Annotated in this window: 12 protein-coding genes; all 12 read left to right on the top strand. The window is 65.7% G+C overall.

Annotated features, from left to right (window positions below):
- Positions 1-76: 76 nt before the first annotated feature.
- The 12 genes from ACMGT0_RS01730 to ACMGT0_RS01785 all read left to right on the top strand — a co-directional run bounded on the left by ACMGT0_RS01730 (position 77) and on the right by ACMGT0_RS01785 (position 16795).
- Entirely contained in the window at positions 77-922 is an 846-nt protein-coding gene (locus ACMGT0_RS01730) for a sulfotransferase family protein (RefSeq protein WP_192842830.1), read from the top strand.
- A 122-nt stretch (positions 923-1044) separates the two neighbouring features.
- A complete protein-coding gene (locus ACMGT0_RS01735; protein ID WP_416771241.1) occupies positions 1045-7035 on the top strand; it encodes an Ig-like domain-containing protein in 5991 nt (1996 codons plus the stop codon).
- 75 nt (positions 7036-7110) lie between these two features.
- On the top strand, positions 7111-8628 hold the full coding sequence (locus ACMGT0_RS01740) for a TolC family protein (RefSeq protein ID WP_416771243.1): 1518 nt from the start codon (positions 7111-7113) through the stop codon (positions 8626-8628).
- Positions 8629-8703: 75 nt separating this feature from the next.
- Positions 8704-9492: an aspartyl/asparaginyl beta-hydroxylase domain-containing protein gene (locus tag ACMGT0_RS01745; RefSeq protein ID WP_416773393.1), complete on the top strand. Its 789-nt coding sequence runs from the start codon at positions 8704-8706 to the stop codon at positions 9490-9492.
- A complete protein-coding gene (locus ACMGT0_RS01750; RefSeq protein ID WP_416771245.1) occupies positions 9480-10412 on the top strand; it encodes a sulfotransferase family protein in 933 nt (310 codons plus the stop codon). Before ACMGT0_RS01745 ends, ACMGT0_RS01750 begins: the two co-directional genes overlap by 13 nt.
- Positions 10413-10652: 240 nt before the next feature.
- Complete coding sequence (locus ACMGT0_RS01755; RefSeq protein WP_054059116.1) at positions 10653-10898, top strand: DUF2789 domain-containing protein; 246 nt, start codon at positions 10653-10655, stop codon at positions 10896-10898.
- 132 nt (positions 10899-11030) lie between these two features.
- Positions 11031-11444, top strand: coding sequence for a MarR family winged helix-turn-helix transcriptional regulator (locus ACMGT0_RS01760; RefSeq protein ID WP_054059117.1), 414 nt, complete (start codon positions 11031-11033; stop codon positions 11442-11444).
- Positions 11441-13525 (top strand): FUSC family protein, encoded by a 2085-nt coding sequence (locus ACMGT0_RS01765; protein ID WP_416771247.1) that lies wholly within the window; start codon positions 11441-11443, stop codon positions 13523-13525. The genes ACMGT0_RS01760 and ACMGT0_RS01765 overlap by 4 nt, the downstream gene beginning before the upstream one ends.
- Complete coding sequence (locus ACMGT0_RS01770) at positions 13522-13731, top strand: DUF1656 domain-containing protein (protein WP_054057374.1); 210 nt, start codon at positions 13522-13524, stop codon at positions 13729-13731. Before ACMGT0_RS01765 ends, ACMGT0_RS01770 begins: the two co-directional genes overlap by 4 nt.
- Positions 13728-14642 carry an efflux RND transporter periplasmic adaptor subunit gene (locus tag ACMGT0_RS01775; protein ID WP_416771249.1) on the top strand — a complete coding sequence of 305 codons (915 nt, stop codon included), beginning with the start codon at positions 13728-13730 and terminating at the stop codon, positions 14640-14642. The genes ACMGT0_RS01770 and ACMGT0_RS01775 overlap by 4 nt, the downstream gene beginning before the upstream one ends.
- Positions 14639-16075, top strand: a complete 1437-nt coding sequence (locus ACMGT0_RS01780; protein ID WP_054061966.1) for an efflux transporter outer membrane subunit — start codon at positions 14639-14641, stop codon at positions 16073-16075. The genes ACMGT0_RS01775 and ACMGT0_RS01780 overlap by 4 nt, the downstream gene beginning before the upstream one ends.
- Positions 16076-16144: 69 nt before the next feature.
- Complete coding sequence (locus ACMGT0_RS01785) at positions 16145-16795, top strand: hypothetical protein (protein ID WP_054057376.1); 651 nt, start codon at positions 16145-16147, stop codon at positions 16793-16795.
- Positions 16796-16950: the final 155 nt, after the last annotated feature.

Raw genomic sequence — 16950 nt, forward strand, 5'->3', positions numbered from 1 at the left:
ATTGATATCAAAACACTACTAGTCTGAAACACTTCCTTACGCTAGGCTTTGTCCTACAAAGGGACTTACGTCTAGGGTGAAGGGATTGCGCAGTTTCCATTTTATCTCCGGTTTGCCGCGCTCAGGCTCGACCCTGCTGTCCGCCATTCTCCTGCAGAACCCGCGGTTTCATGCCGGCATGAGCAGCCCGGTCGGCACGTTGTTCAACGGCGTGCTGGAAAACTGCAGCGCCGGCAGCGAATTCGGCGCAGTGATCGACACCGACACCCGCCGCCGCCTGTTGCGTGGGCTGTTCGACTCCTACTACGCCGACAAGACCAGCCAGTCCGTCATCTTCGATACCAATCGGCAGTGGTCCGCGCGCCTGCCGGCGCTGCAGGACCTGTTTCCCCGTTCCAAGGTCATCGTCTGCGTGCGTAACGTGGCCTGGGTCATGGACAGCCTGGAACGGCTGTACCGCGCCAACCCCTTCGAGAACACCAAGCTGTTCACTGACGATGTCGAGCGCAACACGGTCTACAGCCGCTGCGAAACCCTGGCCCAGCGCAATCGCCTGGTGGGCTACGCCTGGACCGCGCTGAAGGAAGCCTATTACGGCGAACACGCCGACTCCCTGCTGCTGGTCGACTACGACCTGCTGTCCCAGGCGCCGGAGCGGGTGTTGCGGCTGGTCTACGACTTCATTGGCGAGCCCTGGTTCGAGCACGATTTCGACAACCTGGCCTACGACGCGCCCGAGTTCGACCAGGCCCTCGGTGTCGCCGGCCTGCACAAGGTCAAGCCGAAGGTGGCGCTGGAGTCACGGCGCACCATCCTGCCGCCGGACCTGTTCGAGAAATATGCAGAGCTGTCGTTCTGGAACGATGGAACGGCCAGCGCCGCGAATGTGATTCGCATGAAAACCAACACCGCGGTCAACTGATCGCGGTTTTTTAATCTCAACAGAAAAATTCTTTGGGCGCATGAACGCTCAAGTGCAGGTGAAGCATGTGGTGGAGCAAACCGAAAGCGCGGGCTGAAGGCGTGAGAACCCTGGCTTCACCCATGATCATCCCGCTTGAGCCACGCATGCTGTTCGACGGCGCCGTGGCCGCGACCGTGGCCGAGGCCGCGCAGCCGACCGACCACGCCACCGCCAGCACCGACGCGGCCAAGGCGCCCACCAGCGATCACGCGGCGGCCAGCAGCGACACCCACGCGCAGTCCGACGCCACTCCAGCCGCCACGCCGACAGCGGTGCCCGGCCAGTCGGTGGTGTTCGTCGATTCGCGGGTGAAGGATTTCGACAGCCTGCTCAAGGGCGTCGCCCCCGGCACCCAGGTGGTGGTGCTCGACGCCAGCAAGGACGGCCTGCAGCAGATCGCCGACTACCTGGACACCCACCAGGGTATCAGCACCGTGGAAATCCTCGCCCACGGCAACTCCGGAGACCTGTGGCTGGGCAACACCTACCTGTCGGCCGACAACGTGGCGGCGCGGGCCGACGTGCTGGCGCGCATCGGCAGCGACATGAACGTCGGCGGCGACATCCTGATCTACGCCTGCAACACCGCCGCCGGCGACAAGGGCATCAGTTTCGTCGACTCCCTGGCCCAGTACACCGGGCGGGATATCGCCGCGTCCACCAACCGCACCGGCCTGGGCGGCGACTGGACCCTGGAAATCGCCACCGGCACCATCGAAAGCCACAACGTGCTCTCGGCCGATGCCATGGCCGCCTACCAGTACGGCCTGGCGACCATCACCGTGACCAACAGCAACGACACGGGCGCCGGCTCCCTGCGCCAGGCGCTGAGCGATGCGGTGGCCGGCGATATCGTCACGTTCAACAGTGCGATGACGGTCAACCTGAACTCGCAACTGGTCATCACCAAGAACCTCACCGTCGATGGCGACCTGAACAACGACGGCACCGCCGACGTGACCGTGAGCGGGCAGTACAAGACCCAGGTGCTGCGGGTCAATGCCGGGGTCACCGCGACCCTCGATGGGCTGGTCATTACCAAGGGCCTGGCCGTCGGCCAGGGTGCCAACGCCGGTTCGGACGCCTCCGCGTCCATGGGCGGCGGTATCGTCAACCTCGGCAACCTGACCCTCAACAACGTCACGGTGACCGCCAACGCCGCTTCCGGCGGCGGTGGTGGTGGCGGTGTCAGGGGCGGCACCGTGGGCGGCGGTGGCGGCGGTGGCGGTGCCCTTGGCGGGCAGGCCGGTGGCCGTGGCGGTGATGCCGGCAACGGTCAGGGCTACTACGCCGGCAAGGCGGGTACGGCCAATACCGGCGGCAATGGCGGTGGCTACAACCCTACCGTCATGGGCGGCCGCGGCGGCAGCAGCACCGGTGGTGCAGGGGGCCAGGGCGCCTTCGGCTACAGCAATGGTGGCGGTGGTGGCACAGCGAACAACGGCACCCTTTCCATCGGTGGCGGCGGTGGCGGTTCCGGCTGGGACAGCGCCGGCCGTGCCGGCGCTGCGGCCAGCGGCGGTATCTACAACGGTACTACTGGCACCCTGACCATCGTCGGCACTTCGGTCATCTCCAACAACGTTGCGGCCGGTGGTGGCGGCGGCGGTGGTGGTGGCAGCGGTGCAGGCGCCTCCTCCGACCCGGGCGGTGCCGGCGGCAAGGGCGTCGGGGCGATCTGGAACCGGGGCACGCTGCGGATCACTGCGGCCAACTACAGCGCGCTGGGCAGCGGCAGCAACAAGGGGGCCAGCGGTATCGGCGGCTCGGGCGCGGGTGGCCAGGGCGCGACGCCGTCGGCGGTGGACGGCATCTACAACGATGGTGGTGTCCTGAACACCGCCTACAATCCGGCACCGACCGCGACCATCGTGGTCAGCAACACGACCCAGCACATCGGCAGCACCTCGCTGGTGACCATCACCTTCAACCAGGCGGTGACCGGTTTTGCCCTGGCCGACCTGACGGCGTCCAACGGCACTCTGAGCAACCTGACCACCAGCGACAATATCACCTGGACTGCGACCCTCACGCCAAATTCAAGCGTCAGCAGTGCCAGCAACGTCATCACTCTGGACAATACCGGCGTCAACAGCACTTCGACCGGTACGGCGGGCAGCGGCACCACCACGTCCAACAACTACTCGGTCGACACCGTACGGCCAACCGCGACCATCACGGTCGCCAGCGCCACGCTGACCACCAACAACACGTCGACGGTGAACATCACCTTCAGCGAGGCCGTGAGCGGTTTCAGCCTGGCCGACATGACGGCGACCAATGGCACCCTGAGCAACCTGAGCACCAGCGACAACATCCACTGGACCGCGACCCTGACGCCGAACGCTGGCAATACCAGCAACAACAACTACGTCCTTCTGGACAACAGCCTCTATACCGATGCCTCGGGCAACACCGGCGCCGGCGTGGCCCTGTCCAACCTCTACGCGGTCGATACCCAGCGGCCGACCGCGACGATCGTGGTCAGCAACAATACGTTGAACATCGGTGGCAGCAGCCTGGTGACCATCACCTTCAGCGAGGCGGTGAGCGGTTTCTCCCTGGCCGACCTGACGGCGTCCAACGGCACCCTGAGCAACCTGACCTCCAGCGACAACATCACCTGGACCGCGACCCTGACCCCGACCAACGGTGTCACCCACAGCGGCGATGTGGTCACCCTGACCAACTCCGGGGTCACCGACCTGGTGGGCAACGCCGGTACCGGCACCACCAACTCCAACACCTACTCGGTCGACACCCAACGGCCGACCGCGACCATCGTGTTCGCCAACCCGAACATCGGCATCGGCCAGACGTCGCAGGTGACCATCACCTTCAGTGAAGCGGTGAGCGGCTTCACCAACGATGACCTGACCGTGACCAACGGTACCCTGAGTTCGGTGACCAGCAGCGACGGCGGCGTCACCTGGACCGCCACCTTCACCCCGACAGCGGGCGTCGACAGTGCGAGCAACCACGTGACCCTGGACAACAGCGGCGTGGTCGACGGAGCGGGCAACGCCGGCAGCGGCACCACCACGTCCAACAACTATGCCATCGATGGCGTGCGGCCGACCGCGACCGTGGCCATCGACAAGAGCTCGCTGATCATCGGCCAGACCGCGCAGGTGACCATCACCTTCAGCGAGGCGGTGACCAACTTCTCCAACAGCGACCTGACGGTGTCGGGCGGCAGCCTGAGCGCGGTGAGCAGCAGCGATGGCGGCATCACCTGGACCGCGACCTTCACCCCGACCGGGAACATCACCAACGCCAGCAACGTCATCACCCTGGATAACACCGGCTACACCGATACGGCCGGCAACGCCGGGACCGGCACCAGCGTGTCGAACAACTACGCGATCGACACCCAGCGTCCGACCGCCACCATCGTCATGTCGGACCCGACCCTGAGCGCCGGTGAGACCTCGCAGGTGACCATCACCTTCAGCGAAGCGGTGACCGGCTTCACCCTGGGCGACCTGAACGCCGGCAACGGTACCCTGAGCAACCTCAGCAGCAGCGATGGCGGCATCACCTGGACCGCGACCTTCACCCCGAATGCCAATACCAGCAGCGGGACCAACGTCATCACCCTGGCCAATACCGGAGTGACCGATATCGCCGGCAACAGCGGCACCGGCACTACCAGTTCGGTGAACTACACCATCGACACCGTGCGTCCCACCGCGACCATCGTGGTGGCCAACCCGGCGCTGAAGATCGGCGACACCTCGCAGGTGACCATCACCTTCAGCCAGGCGGTGTCCGGCTTCACCAATGCCGACCTGACGGTGGTGGGCGGTACCCTGAGCGCGGTGAGCAGCGCCGACGGCGGTATCACCTGGACGGCGACCTTCACCCCGGCCGGCAACATCAGCAACGCCGCCAACCACATCACCCTGGACAACAGCGGCGTCAATGCGGTCTCCTCGGGTAACGCCGGTACGGGCCTGACCACGTCCAACAACTACGTGATCGATACCCAGCGGCCGACCGCGACCATCGTCGTGGCGGACAACCAGCTGGGCATTGGCGGCAGTTCGCAGGTGACCATCACCTTCAGCGAGGCGGTGACCGGTTTCAGCCTGGCCGACCTGACGGCGTCCAACGGCACCCTGAGCAACCTGAGCACCAGCGACAACATCACCTGGACCGCCACCCTGACCCCGGCGGCGGGTGTGAACGCGAGCAACAACCATGTCAGCCTGGATAACACCGGCGTGACAGACGTTGCCGGTAACGCGGGCTCAGGCGCCACCGCCTCGAATGCCTATGCAGTGGACAGCGTGCGGCCGACGGCGACCATCGTGATGAGCGACCCGACGCTGTCGGCTGGCGAGAGCACCACCGTGACCATCACCTTCAGTGAAGCGGTGACCGGTTTTGACAATAGCGACCTGAGCGTGCCCAACGGTACCCTGAGCACGCTCACCAGCAGCGATGGCGGCATCACCTGGACCGGCACCTTCACCCCGAATGCCAATGTTCGCGACACCAGCAACGTGCTTACCCTGAACAACACCGGCTATACCGACCTGGCCGGCAACACCGGTGTCGGCGTGACCAACTCGGCCAACTTCACCATCGACACCGTGCGCCCAACGGCGACCATCGTGGTGGCTAACCCGGCGCTGAATGTCGGCTCCACCTCGCAGGTGACCATCACCTTCAGCGAGGCGGTCAGTGGTTTCACCAATGCCGACCTGACGGTGGAGCAGGGTACCCTCAGCGCGGTGAGCAGCAGCGACGGTGGCGTGACCTGGACGGCCACCTTCACGCCTTCGGTGAACATCGCCGACACCACCAACGTCATCACCCTGGACAACAGCGGCGTGCAGAACGCGTCGGGCAACGCCGGCAGCGGCACCACCACGTCCAACAACTACGCAATCGACACCCAACGGCCAACGGCGACCATCACCGTGGCCAATCCCAACCTGGGCATCGGCCAGACCACCACCGTGACCATCGCCTTCAGCGAGGTGGTGAGCGGTTTCAGCCTGGCCGATCTCAGCGTTGCCAACGGCGTACTGTCCAACCTGGCCAGCAGCGACGGCGGCAAGACCTGGACCGCGACCCTGACGCCCACCGCGGCGATCACCGACCCGAGCAACCTGATCGTGCTCGATACCGCGCTGGTCAATGACAACGCCGGCAACGCCGGAGCCGATATCGCCATCTCCAACAACTACGTGATCGACGGCGACCGGCCGACCGCGACCATCGTGGTCGCCAACCCGAACCTGACTGCCGGCCAGAGCACCACCGTGACCTTCACCTTCAGCGAGAAGGTCACCGGCTTCAGCCTGGACGACCTCAGCGTGGCCAGCGGTACGCTGTCCAACCTGGCCAGCAGCGATGGCGGCAAGACCTGGACCGCGACCCTGACGCCGACGGCAAACCTGAACGACCCGAGCAACTTCATCACCCTCGATACCAGCCTGGTGACCGACCTGGCCGGTAACGCCGGCGTCGGTTTCGCCAACTCGAACAACTATGCGATCAACACGGTGGCCCAGGGCGGCGATCCACAATTCCGCGTCAGCGGCCCGAGCGTGTCGACACCGAGTGCGCCGAACCAGCCGCTGCAACCGACCATCTTCGGCCCGCCCACCGGCAACCTCGGTTCGCCCCTGGGCTTCCCGCCGCTGTTCGAGCAGCGTGACATGGGCGCGGGGCTGCCGCCGACCGGCAGCATCTTCCTCAACAATGGGGCGTTGGCGCCGAGTTTCATCGCCCAGGTCTTCAGTTCCAGCGATAGCGGTGGCAATGGCACGGGCCAGGGTTTCCTCGGCTTCGGCGGCGGTGATGGCGGGGTGTTCGGCAGCAGCACGTTGTCGGGGCTGTTCAACCGTGAGTCGTCGACTGGCGACGCCAGCGGTGCCAAGGCCTTCGAGCGCCAGGGCAGCAAGAGCCTGGGTGATCCGGCCCAGGGCCTGCGCGGCGTTTTCGGTGCGCCGACCCTCGGTCAGCAGTTGCAGCAACTCAAGGACAGCGAGCAGAAACAACTGCATGAGCTAGCCTGGGCGTTGGAACAGGTCGGTGTCAGCGCAATACCGGCCTGAAAATCATTGGCAATCCGCGCCGACACGCGTCGGCGCCCATAAAGAAAAAAGCGGCAGTCAGGGGCGATGCTAGGGATGAGAAGAAGTCAGAAGTTGTTCAGCGTCAGCCTGCTGGCGCTGGTAGTCAGCGGTTGTGCCGTCACCAGCCAACCGATCGATCGCAGCGTCAGCGAGCAACGGGCGAAAAGCGATCTGCAGAACATGTACAAGGATCAGGAGCCGCTCAATGGCCCGCTGACCCTGCACGAGGCCATGGCCCGCGCGGTGAAGTACAACCTCGAAGGCCGTCTGAAGATCATGGAGGAGGCCCTGGCCAAGCGTCAGCTGGACCTCGCCAGCTTCGACATGCTGCCGCGCATGGCGCTGTCGGCCGGTTATGCCGGGCGCAACAATGTCAGTGCTTCCAGTAGCCGCAGTGTCGAGACCGGTAGCCAATCCCTGGAACCGTCGACCTCCCAGGACCGCGATCGCCGCGTCGCCGACCTGACCATGGTCTGGAACGTGCTCGACTTCGGCGTCAGCTACATCAATGCCAAGCAGCAGGGTGACCAGCGCCTGATCGTCCAGGAACGTCGGCGCAAGGTGATCAACACCATCGTCCAGGACGTGCGTTCGGCCTATTGGCGGGCGGTGGCGGCCGAGCGTCTGCTCAAGCAGATCGACAGCCTGATGGCGCGGGTCGAGGCGGCACAGAACAACAGCCAGCAGATGAGTGACCAGCGCATCGGCGACCCGATCCAGGCCCTGGGCTACCAGCGTGCGCTGATCGAGGCCACCCGCCAGTTGGAAGAACAGCGCAAGGCGCTGACCCTGGCCAAGACCGAACTGGCGACCCTGATCAACCTGCCGCTGGGCACCAACCTGACCCTGGCGACCACCGACGACTATGCGATTCCCGAGCTCAAGGTCGACATGGCCAAGCTCGAGCAGGAGGCCCTGGCCAGCCGTCCCGAGCTGCGCGAGCAGGATTACCAGACCCGTATCAGCGCCAACGAGACCCGCAAGGCCATGCTGCGCCTGCTGCCGGGGCTGGAGTTCTCGGCCGGCGGGCACTACGACAGCAACTCGTTCCTGGTCAACGACAAGTGGGCCGACTACGGCGTCAAGGTCACCTGGAACCTGTTCAACGTGATCTCCGCCCCAGCCGCCATCGACGTGGCCAAGGCCGGCGAGGAAGTCGCCGGTGCCCGGCGCCAGGCGATGTCCATCGCCGTACTGGCCCAGCTCTACGTGGCCAACGCCAACTACCGCGAGGCGCTGCGCCAGTTCAAGACCAGCCAGAAACTCTCCAGCATCGACGGGCAGATCGTCGGCCAGTTGCGTAACCGCCACCAGGCCGCGGGCATCGGCGAGCTGGAGCTGATCCAGGGCGAACTGAACAACCTGCAGGCCGACCTGCGCCGCGACCTGGCCTATGCCGACCTGCGTAACGCCTACGGGCAGATCTTCGCCAGTGCGGGCCTGGACCCGTTGCCACCGGAAGTCTTCTCGACCAAGGTTCAGGCGATTGCCAGTGCCCTGGCCAGCCGCGAGTCGCAGTGGGCAGCCGGGAACATCAGCACGCCAGCGCCCGATGCCAAGGTGCAGCAGTAACTTGCTGGTACCACGGAGGAGCCCCCATCGTCTTCTGCGCGAGGGCCTTCAGGGGCATCGCGCCGGGGTGATGTCCTGAGCCTGCCAGCCTTCTCCCGCCTGCCGGTCACGCTGGCCCTGCCACCGTTGCTGCAGGCGCTTGCGCGTATTCCCGAGGCGGCCTGGAAGCCGCACTTCAATACCGGTTACTACGACGGCGACTGGAGCGGCGTGGCGCTGATTTCCCCGGCTGACGCGCGGGGCGAACTGAGCCACGGAGCCGGTGTGGCGGTCGAGCGCGAACCCTGGCTGCGGGATGCGACTTGGGCCTGCGCCCTCGATCTGCCGCTGTCGATTCGCTCGGCCCGCTTGCTGCGGCTCGGGCCGGGTGGGCGCATCCATGAGCATCGCGACTACGACCTGGGCGCACCGGACGCGGACCGGCGCCTGCATATTCCGTTGCTCAGTCCGCCCGGCGTGGATTTCATGCTCGACGGGCAACGTATCCCGATGAATGCCGGCGAGTGCTGGTTCCTCGACTTGGCCCGGCCCCACAGCGTCGATAACTGGGGGGAGGGCGAACGCATTCACCTGGTGCTCGACTGTCGCCCCGAGGCCTGGCTGGACCAGCAGATCGCCGCCGGCCTCGCGACCACGCCGGCCGCCGGTATTGGCCGGGCGGCCGGCGACCTTGCGCGGTTCCGGGCCTTGCTGGAGAGCGAGCCGGCGCTGTGCGAGGCCTTGCAGGGCCTGGAAGACACCGAAGCCTTCATCGCCTGCACACTGGCACTGGCGGCCGAACGCGGCTTGCGTTTCGGCCGCGAGGACCTGCGTGCGGCGATGCGCCAGGGGCGTAACGCCTGGAGTCGACAATGGAGCTTCTGAAGCACTGGCTGCCGATCCGAATCTGGCAGCAGGCCGGCGACTGGCGGGTGGACTGGTGCTGGTTCGGTGAGCGCAGGCTGACCCAGCCGTTCTTTCGTGATGCGGTGGACGAGGCGTTGCGGTTGCCGTTCAACCAGGCATTCCGTCGGGAAACCCCGTTGGCGGCGCTCAGCGAATGGCGGATGCCGGCTGTCGCGCCGACGGCCTTCATCTACCACGCCTCGCGCTGCGGCTCGACCCTGCTCTGCCAGATGCTGGCGCAGCTTGACGAGCACATCGTGGTCAGCGAACCGCCGCCGCTGGACAGCCTGTTGCGTGGCCAACTCGATGCCGAGGAGCGTCGTGCGGCACTGCGTGGCCTGCTGGCGGCCTATGGGCAGCGTCGGCATGGCGACGAGCGGGCGCTGGTGATCAAGCTCGATGCCTGGAACATCGGCGAACTGCCGCTGCTGCGCGAGTGTTTTCCCGAGACGCCGTGGCTGTTCGTGTACCGCGACCCCCTGGAAATTGCCGTCTCCCACTGGCGCCGGGCAGGCATGCACATGGTGCCGGGGATGATTGGCGCAAGCTGCCTGGAGACGTCCGGCCAGGACGACTCGCGGGAGGACTACATCGCCGCGCGCCTGGGGCGGATGTTCCAGTGGGCGGCGCAGCATTGCCAGGCCCTGGGCGGGCTGCCGGTCAACTACCGCGAACTGCCGTTGGCGCTGGAGGGGTATCTGGGCGAGTTCTTCGGACTCGATGCCCGGGAGCGCCGCCGGGTGTTTGCCGTGACCGGGCAGCATGCCAAGCAACCGGACCAGGCCTTCGTGCCCGACAGCCAGGACAAGCACCGGGAGGCTTCCGAGCGGCTCAGGCAACGCGTGTCCTTCTGGGCCGATGCGCCCTACCAGGCCCTGGAGCGGCTGCGCCTGGCCTGATCTGCGGTACGAATCCCCTCGAAAGTCCGCTCAAGGACACAAGCGCGCCTGCCCCGATCCGGTTTCAGATGCACCCGGCGCCGGACGGCCTAGACTTCTATTCATGGCTGGCCATGGCGCCCTGTTCCCCGGCGCTCAAGACAGGCCACTGAACCTTTGCGTTTCTCGTCCCCTCCATTGATGGGTGCGGGCCTGTCGCAACGCCGTGCCCGATACTTCCCCCGATAACTGGAGATGTCCATGGATTCCCCGACCCACAGCCTCACCGCCCTGTTCGAGCAACTGGGCCTGCCCAGCGACGCGGTGAGCATCGACCAATTCATCGCCGCCCATTCCCCCCTCAAGCCGGAGCTGCACCTGGCCGATGCGTTTTTCTGGAGCCAGGCCCAGGCCGACTTCCTGCGCAATGAAGTGCTGAAGGACGCCGATTGGGCCGAAGTGATCGATCAGTTGAATGTGCTGCTGAGGAAGGGGCGCGGCGGCTGAAATCACAAATTTGTTTCAAAGCTTGACGAAATCCTGATCGATGCGCGATATTGATAGTTAGCAAACTAACATTATGCGAATCCTCCTGTGTCCAAGCCCCTCGAACAGCTCCAGCAGACTATCTGCACCGGCATGGTGCTCGCCTCGCGCCACTGGCGGCGGGTCTGCCAGACCACGTTGGCCAACTATGGCATCTCCGAGGCCTGCGCCATGCCGCTGCTGATCATCGGCCGCATGGGCCCCGGCGTGCGTCAGGTCACCGTGGCGCAGATCGCCGGGATGGAGAGTCCGTCGCTGGTGCGCCTGCTCGATCAACTGTGCGGTGCCGGCTATGTGCAGCGTACCGAGGACCCCAGCGACCGGCGGGCCAAGACCCTCGGCCTGACCGAGGCCGGCCAGAGCCTGTTCCACGACATCGAAAAGCAGCTGGTCCGCCTGCGCCATGAGGTGCTGGGCGACCTGCCCCTGGCCGACCTGGAAGCCGCGCTGCGGGTGATTCGCGCCTTCGAGGCCGCCGGGCAGGCGTCGGGAGTGGCGGACTCTTGAAAGGTTTCTGGACAGGCATGCCGCCGGCCCGCGACTGGTTCTATGGTGTGCGGACCTTCGCGGCGTCGATGATCGCGCTGTACATCGCGCTGCTGATGGAGTTGCCGCGGCCCTATTGGGCGATGGCGACGGTGTACATCGTTTCCAGCCCCTTCGTCGGCCCCACCAGTTCCAAGGCGCTGTACCGGGCGGTCGGGACCTTCCTCGGCGCGGCGGCGGCGGTGCTGTTCGTGCCGCTGTTCGTGCAGACCCCGTTCCTGCTGGCCATAGTGGTCGCGCTCTGGACCGGCACCCTGCTGTTCCTCTCGCTGCACCTGCGCACCGCCAACAGCTACGCGCTGATGCTGGCCGGCTATACCATGCCGATGATCGCCCTGCCGGTGGTGGACAACCCGCTGAACGTGTTCGACATCGCCGTGTCGCGGACCGAGGAGATCTTCCTCGGCATCGTCGTCGCCGCAGTGGTCGGTAGCCTATTCTGGCCGCGTCGGCTGGCGCCGGTGCTGCTCGATGCCGCCGGCAAGTGGTTCGGCTCGGCCTCCAGCTACAGCCAGAAGTTCCTCGCGCGCAACGTGCAGACCGATGAAGTCAGCGCCCTGCGCTCGGCCATGGTCGCGACCTTCAACAGCCTGGAACTGATGATCGGCCAGTTGCGCCACGAGGGCGCCCGGCCGCAGATGGTGCGCAATGCCAAGGAACTGCGCGGGCGGATGATCCACCTGTTGCCGGTGGTCGATGCCCTCGACGATGCACTGTATGCCCTGGAGCGGCGCACGCCGGAGCTGGTCGCACGGTTCCAGCCGTTGCTGGCGGCGGCCCAGGCCTGGCTGGAGAGCACCGCCCGGGGCGCACCGCACGAACACTGGCAGGCCCTGCGCGCCCAGGTCGACAGCCTGCAGCCGAGCGCTGTCGAACTCGATGATCGCCGACAACTGCTGTTCTCCAACGCCCTCTATCGCCTTGGCGAGTGGATCGACCTCTGGCAGGACCTGCGCAGCCTGCAGGAGGCCATCCAGTGCGACAGCCAGGACAACTGGCGTGCGGTCTACCGTCACTGGCGGCTGGCGCGGCTGTCGCCGTTCATCGACCGTGGCCTGATGCTCTATTCGGCCGGCACCGCCGTACTGGCGATCGCCGTCGCCTCGGTGCTGTGGATCCTGACCGGTTGGAGCGACGGTGCCAGTGCGGTGATCCTCGCCGCGGTGGCCTGCAGTTTCTTCGCCGCGATGGACGACCCTGCACCGCAGATCTACCGGTTCTTCTTCTGGACCGCGATGTCGGTGATCTTCGCCAGCCTCTACCTGTTCGTGGTGCTGCCCAATCTGCACGATTTCCCGATGCTGGTGCTGGCGTTCGCCGTGCCGTTCATCTGCGTCGGCACCCTGACGCTGCAGCCGGCGTTCTACCTCGGGACCCTGCTGACCATCGTCAACACCTCGTCCTTCATCAGCATTTCCGGTGCCTATGACGCGGACTTCCTGAACTTCACCAACGCCAACCTGGCGGGGCCGGTAGGCCTGCTGTTCGCCTTCGTCTGGACCCTGGTGGTCCGGCCCTTCGGCGCCGAGCTGGCGAGCAAGCGCCTGACCCGTTTCAGCTGGCGCGACATCGTCCGTCTGACCGAGCCTGCGACCCTGGCCGAACACCGGCACATGGGGGTGAAGATGCTCGACCGGCTGATGCAGCACCTGCCGCGCCTGGCCCTGACCGGCCAGGATACCGGGGCCGCGCTGCGCGAGTTGCGGGTCGCGCTCAACCTGCTCGACCTGCTGGCTTATACCCCGCGGGTGATCGGTGTGGGCAACGTGTTGCTCAAGCAGGTGGTGGAGGAGGTCGGTGAGTATTTCCGCGCCTGCCTCAAGGCCCGCGAGCGCCTGCCGGCGCCCGCGCCCTTGCTGATGACGCTGGACCGCACGCGTCGGGCCCTGAGTTCCCAGGGGCTGGACGACGGCGAAACCCGTCGACACCTGCTGCACGCCCTGAGCGGACTGCGCCTGGCGCTGCTGCCCGGCGTGGAGTTCGTCGACAGCGGCGATCAGTCGGACAACGTGCCCTATGGGATCAATGGAGTGCCGTTATGATCGGTGACGTGGATATCAGCGGGGTGTTCCTGCCCACGCTACTGGTGCTGATGGGCATCACCTATGGCTTGTACCTCGTGGTGCACGAGTTGTTGACGCGCATCCACTTCTATCGCCTGGTCTGGCACCGGGCATTGTTCAACGTCGGTCTCTACGCTTTGTTGCTGGGCGTTGTGGATTCGTTCAGTCGATACCTGATGACATGAAAAAACCTATATTGACCATCGGCCGCGTGGTCCTGACCTTGCTCGTGGTGGCCTTCGCCTGTCTCGTGATCTGGCGCATGGTGATGTACTACATGTTCGCCCCCTGGACCCGCGACGGGCATATCCGCGCCGATATCGTGCAGATCGCCCCGGATGTCTCCGGGCTGATCCAGCAGGTCCAGGTGCGCGACAACCAGCCGGTCAAGCGTGGCCAGGTGCTGTTCAGCATCGACCAGGACCGCTTCAGGCTGGCCCTGCGCCAGGCCCAGGCGGCTGTCGCCGATCGCCAGGAGACCCTGGCCCAGGCGCAGCGCGAGAACAAGCGCAACCGTGGCCTGGGCAACCTGGTACCCGGCGAGCAACTGGAAGAAAGCCAGTCGCGGGTGGCGCGGGCCGAGTCGGCCCTGGCCGAAGCCCGGGTGGCGGTGGATGCCGCGCAACTGAACCTCGACCGTTCGGTGGTCCGCAGCCCGGTGGACGGTTACGTCAACGATCGCGCGCCGCGCGAGCAGGAATTCGTCACCGCCGGCCGTCCGGTGCTGTCGGTGGTCGACAGCGCCTCGTTCCATATCGACGGCTATTTCGAGGAAACCAAGCTCGACGGCATTCATGTCGGCCAGAGCGTGGATATCCGCGTGATCGGCGACAATGCCCGCCTGCGCGGTCATGTCGAGAGCATCGTCGCCGGCATCGAGGACCGTGACCGCACCAGTGGCTCGAATCTGCTGCCCAACGTCAACCCGGCCTTCAGTTGGGTGCGCCTGGCCCAGCGTATCCCGGTGCGCATCGCCTTCGATGAGGTGCCGGAGGATTTCCGCATGATCGCCGGGCGCACGGCCACCGTCTCGATCATCGACGACGCCGCGAAGGACACGGCCAAGCCGCAAGCCAAGCCAGAGGCCTCGAAATGAAACCGCTGGCAAAGGTAACGACCCTGGGCCTGGGCCTGTTGCTGTCGGCGTGCTCGATGGTCGGTCCGGACTATCACCTGCCGGCTGACGCGGCGATGCAGCGCAAGGACTTGCAAGGTTCGATCGCCGGTGAGAGCGACAACGTCGTTTCGGCGCCGGTACCGGCCGATTGGTGGCGGCTCTACCAGGACCCGCGATTGAACGAGCTGGTTCGCCAGGCGCTGGCTTCCAACACCGACCTGCGGGTCGCCGCGGCCAGCCTGGCGCGGGCTCGGGCCCAGGTGGACGAGGCCGAGGCCGCCGGTGGTTTCAGTGCCGGCATCAAGGCCGGCGCGCAACGCCTGCAGGAATCCGGGCAGGCCTTCCTGTTGGCGGAGAAGGTGCCGGTGGCGAACGTCGCCGATATCTCGCTGTCCGCTTCCTACCAGTTCGACCTGTGGGGCACCCTGCAGCGTGGCATCGAGGCGGCCAAGGCCAATGCCGATGCCACCCAGGCGGCGGGCGACGTGGCGCGGATCACCCTGGTGGCCGACGTGGTGCGTTCCTATACGCAGATCTGCGCGGCCAACGAGGAGCGTGAGATCGCCGAACACTCCCTCGATCTGCAGGCCCAGAGCACCGAGCTGACCAAGCGCCTGCGCGATGCCGGGCGCGGCGACGAAACCCAGGTCACCCGCTCGCAGACCCAGTTCAAGTCCCTGCGCGCCGAATTGCCGCGCTACACGGCGGCGCGCCAGGCCGGCCTGTACCGCTTGTCGATGCTGCTGGCCAAACCCGTCGATCAGTTGCCGGCCGGTGTCGCCGATTGCGCCCAGTTGCCGCATATCGCCCAGTTGCTGCCGGTAGGCGACGGTGCCGAACTGCTCAAGCGCCGTCCGGACATCCGCCAGGCCGAACGCCGGCTGGCGGCGGCGACCGCCGGGATTGGCGTCGCCACGGGTGAGCTGTATCCGAACATCAGCATTGGCGCCACCCTTGGCACGGTCGGCTTCGCCAAGGACCTTGGCGAACCCTCGACCAACCGCTGGGGGTTCGGCCCGGCGATCAGTTGGACGGTACCGACCAATGGTGCCAGGGCCCGTATCCGCGAAGCCGAGGCGACCACTCAAGGTGTGCTGGCGCATTTCGACGGGGTGGTGCTCAACGCCATCCGCGAGACCCAGACCAGCCTGGCCCAGTACACCGCGCAACTCGACCGCCGCGATGCCCTGGCCGATGCCGAGCAGTCGGCCAAGCTGGCCGCGGAGCAGACGCACCGCTTCTTCACCGCCGGCCGCGCGTCGTTCCTCGCCGACCTGCAGGCCACCCGCACCTACACCGACATGCGCGCGCAACTGGCCTCTGCCAACACCCAGGTGGCGATGAGTCAGATCGAGCTGTTCCTGGCGCTGGGCGGGGGGTGGGAAAGTACATCCGCAACCGCTGGCAAGTGAATCGGGATCCGGTATGACGACCCCGTATAATCGTTGTCGGGTCAGCCACTCTCGGGAAATCAGCAGAACATGGATTCCGATACTCTTTCGGTAGTTTGTACGGTCATCAGCATCATCGCCTCCGGTGTTATCGCCTGGTGCGTCTATCTCATCCAGAAGCGTGATGGGGAAATGAAGGAGACGATCTCGGCGCTGGACAGCCAGCGGATCGAGCGGGGACTGGAGCTCCAGCAGTTGAACGCCTTGCGCACCGCGTTGCTGCGAAATCAGCAGGATATGCAGACCCGGATGCTCGAAATGCAGGAGTGGCTGGGGCATCACATCAAGGAGCAGGTGGAAGACCTGCTGATGACGGAGCGCCATCCAGGATTCTTTGCCTCTGAAGACGTGCTGGACCTGACTCCACCGCGACCTGCCGCGCAATCGGATATCCCCCGGCTGGGTGAGCTGCGTCTCGATTCGCGCGTGATCAAGGCGGGCCAGACGGTTGGAGTGCTGTTCCGGGTCGATGATGACGGGATCAACTTCCCGGTCCCCCAGGGGGTTCTTGTCCGGTCGGGAGGGAAGGTGATTCCGGTTGATGGGACGTCTGCCAAGTACATGCACTGCCAGGTGCTGATACCTGCCGATTCCGGCCACGAACATGAGCTGGAGTTCGTCATGAAAGACGCCGCGAGCAATGAGAACACGCAGAAAGTTCTCATCCCCGTGTGTGCATGAACCCACTTCCGGCCCGGTAGAAGAACTTCGGACGAACGAGCTTCGGTCGTCCGTCGATACGCCAAGTCCATTGCTATGCTCTGAATTAGCGGCTGGCCGCCGCTGGTTCGGGGCTTCGGGTGAATCCCCTGGCGCGGCCGGCGTGGCCTGATGGG

The sequence above is a fragment of the Pseudomonas sp. RHF3.3-3 genome (genome assembly GCF_048069595.1).
In the GTDB taxonomy this organism is placed as follows: Bacteria; Pseudomonadota; Gammaproteobacteria; order Pseudomonadales; family Pseudomonadaceae; genus Aquipseudomonas; species Aquipseudomonas fuscovaginae_B.

Excerpts from the sequence above, each read along its gene's own strand:
- ACMGT0_RS01735 (WP_416771241.1), top strand. The coding sequence starts at position 1,045 with ATGATCATCCCGCTTGAGCCACGCATGCTGTTCGACGGCGCCGTGGCC.
- ACMGT0_RS01740 (WP_416771243.1), top strand. The coding sequence starts at position 7,111 with ATGAGAAGAAGTCAGAAGTTGTTCAGCGTCAGCCTGCTGGCGCTGGTA.
- ACMGT0_RS01750 (WP_416771245.1), top strand. The coding sequence starts at position 9,480 with ATGGAGCTTCTGAAGCACTGGCTGCCGATCCGAATCTGGCAGCAGGCC.
- ACMGT0_RS01755 (WP_054059116.1), top strand. The coding sequence starts at position 10,653 with ATGGATTCCCCGACCCACAGCCTCACCGCCCTGTTCGAGCAACTGGGC.
- ACMGT0_RS01760 (WP_054059117.1), top strand. The coding sequence starts at position 11,031 with ATGGTGCTCGCCTCGCGCCACTGGCGGCGGGTCTGCCAGACCACGTTG.
- ACMGT0_RS01770 (WP_054057374.1), top strand. The coding sequence starts at position 13,522 with ATGATCGGTGACGTGGATATCAGCGGGGTGTTCCTGCCCACGCTACTG.
- ACMGT0_RS01775 (WP_416771249.1), top strand. The coding sequence starts at position 13,728 with ATGAAAAAACCTATATTGACCATCGGCCGCGTGGTCCTGACCTTGCTC.
- ACMGT0_RS01780 (WP_054061966.1), top strand. The coding sequence starts at position 14,639 with ATGAAACCGCTGGCAAAGGTAACGACCCTGGGCCTGGGCCTGTTGCTG.
- ACMGT0_RS01785 (WP_054057376.1), top strand. The coding sequence starts at position 16,145 with ATGGATTCCGATACTCTTTCGGTAGTTTGTACGGTCATCAGCATCATC.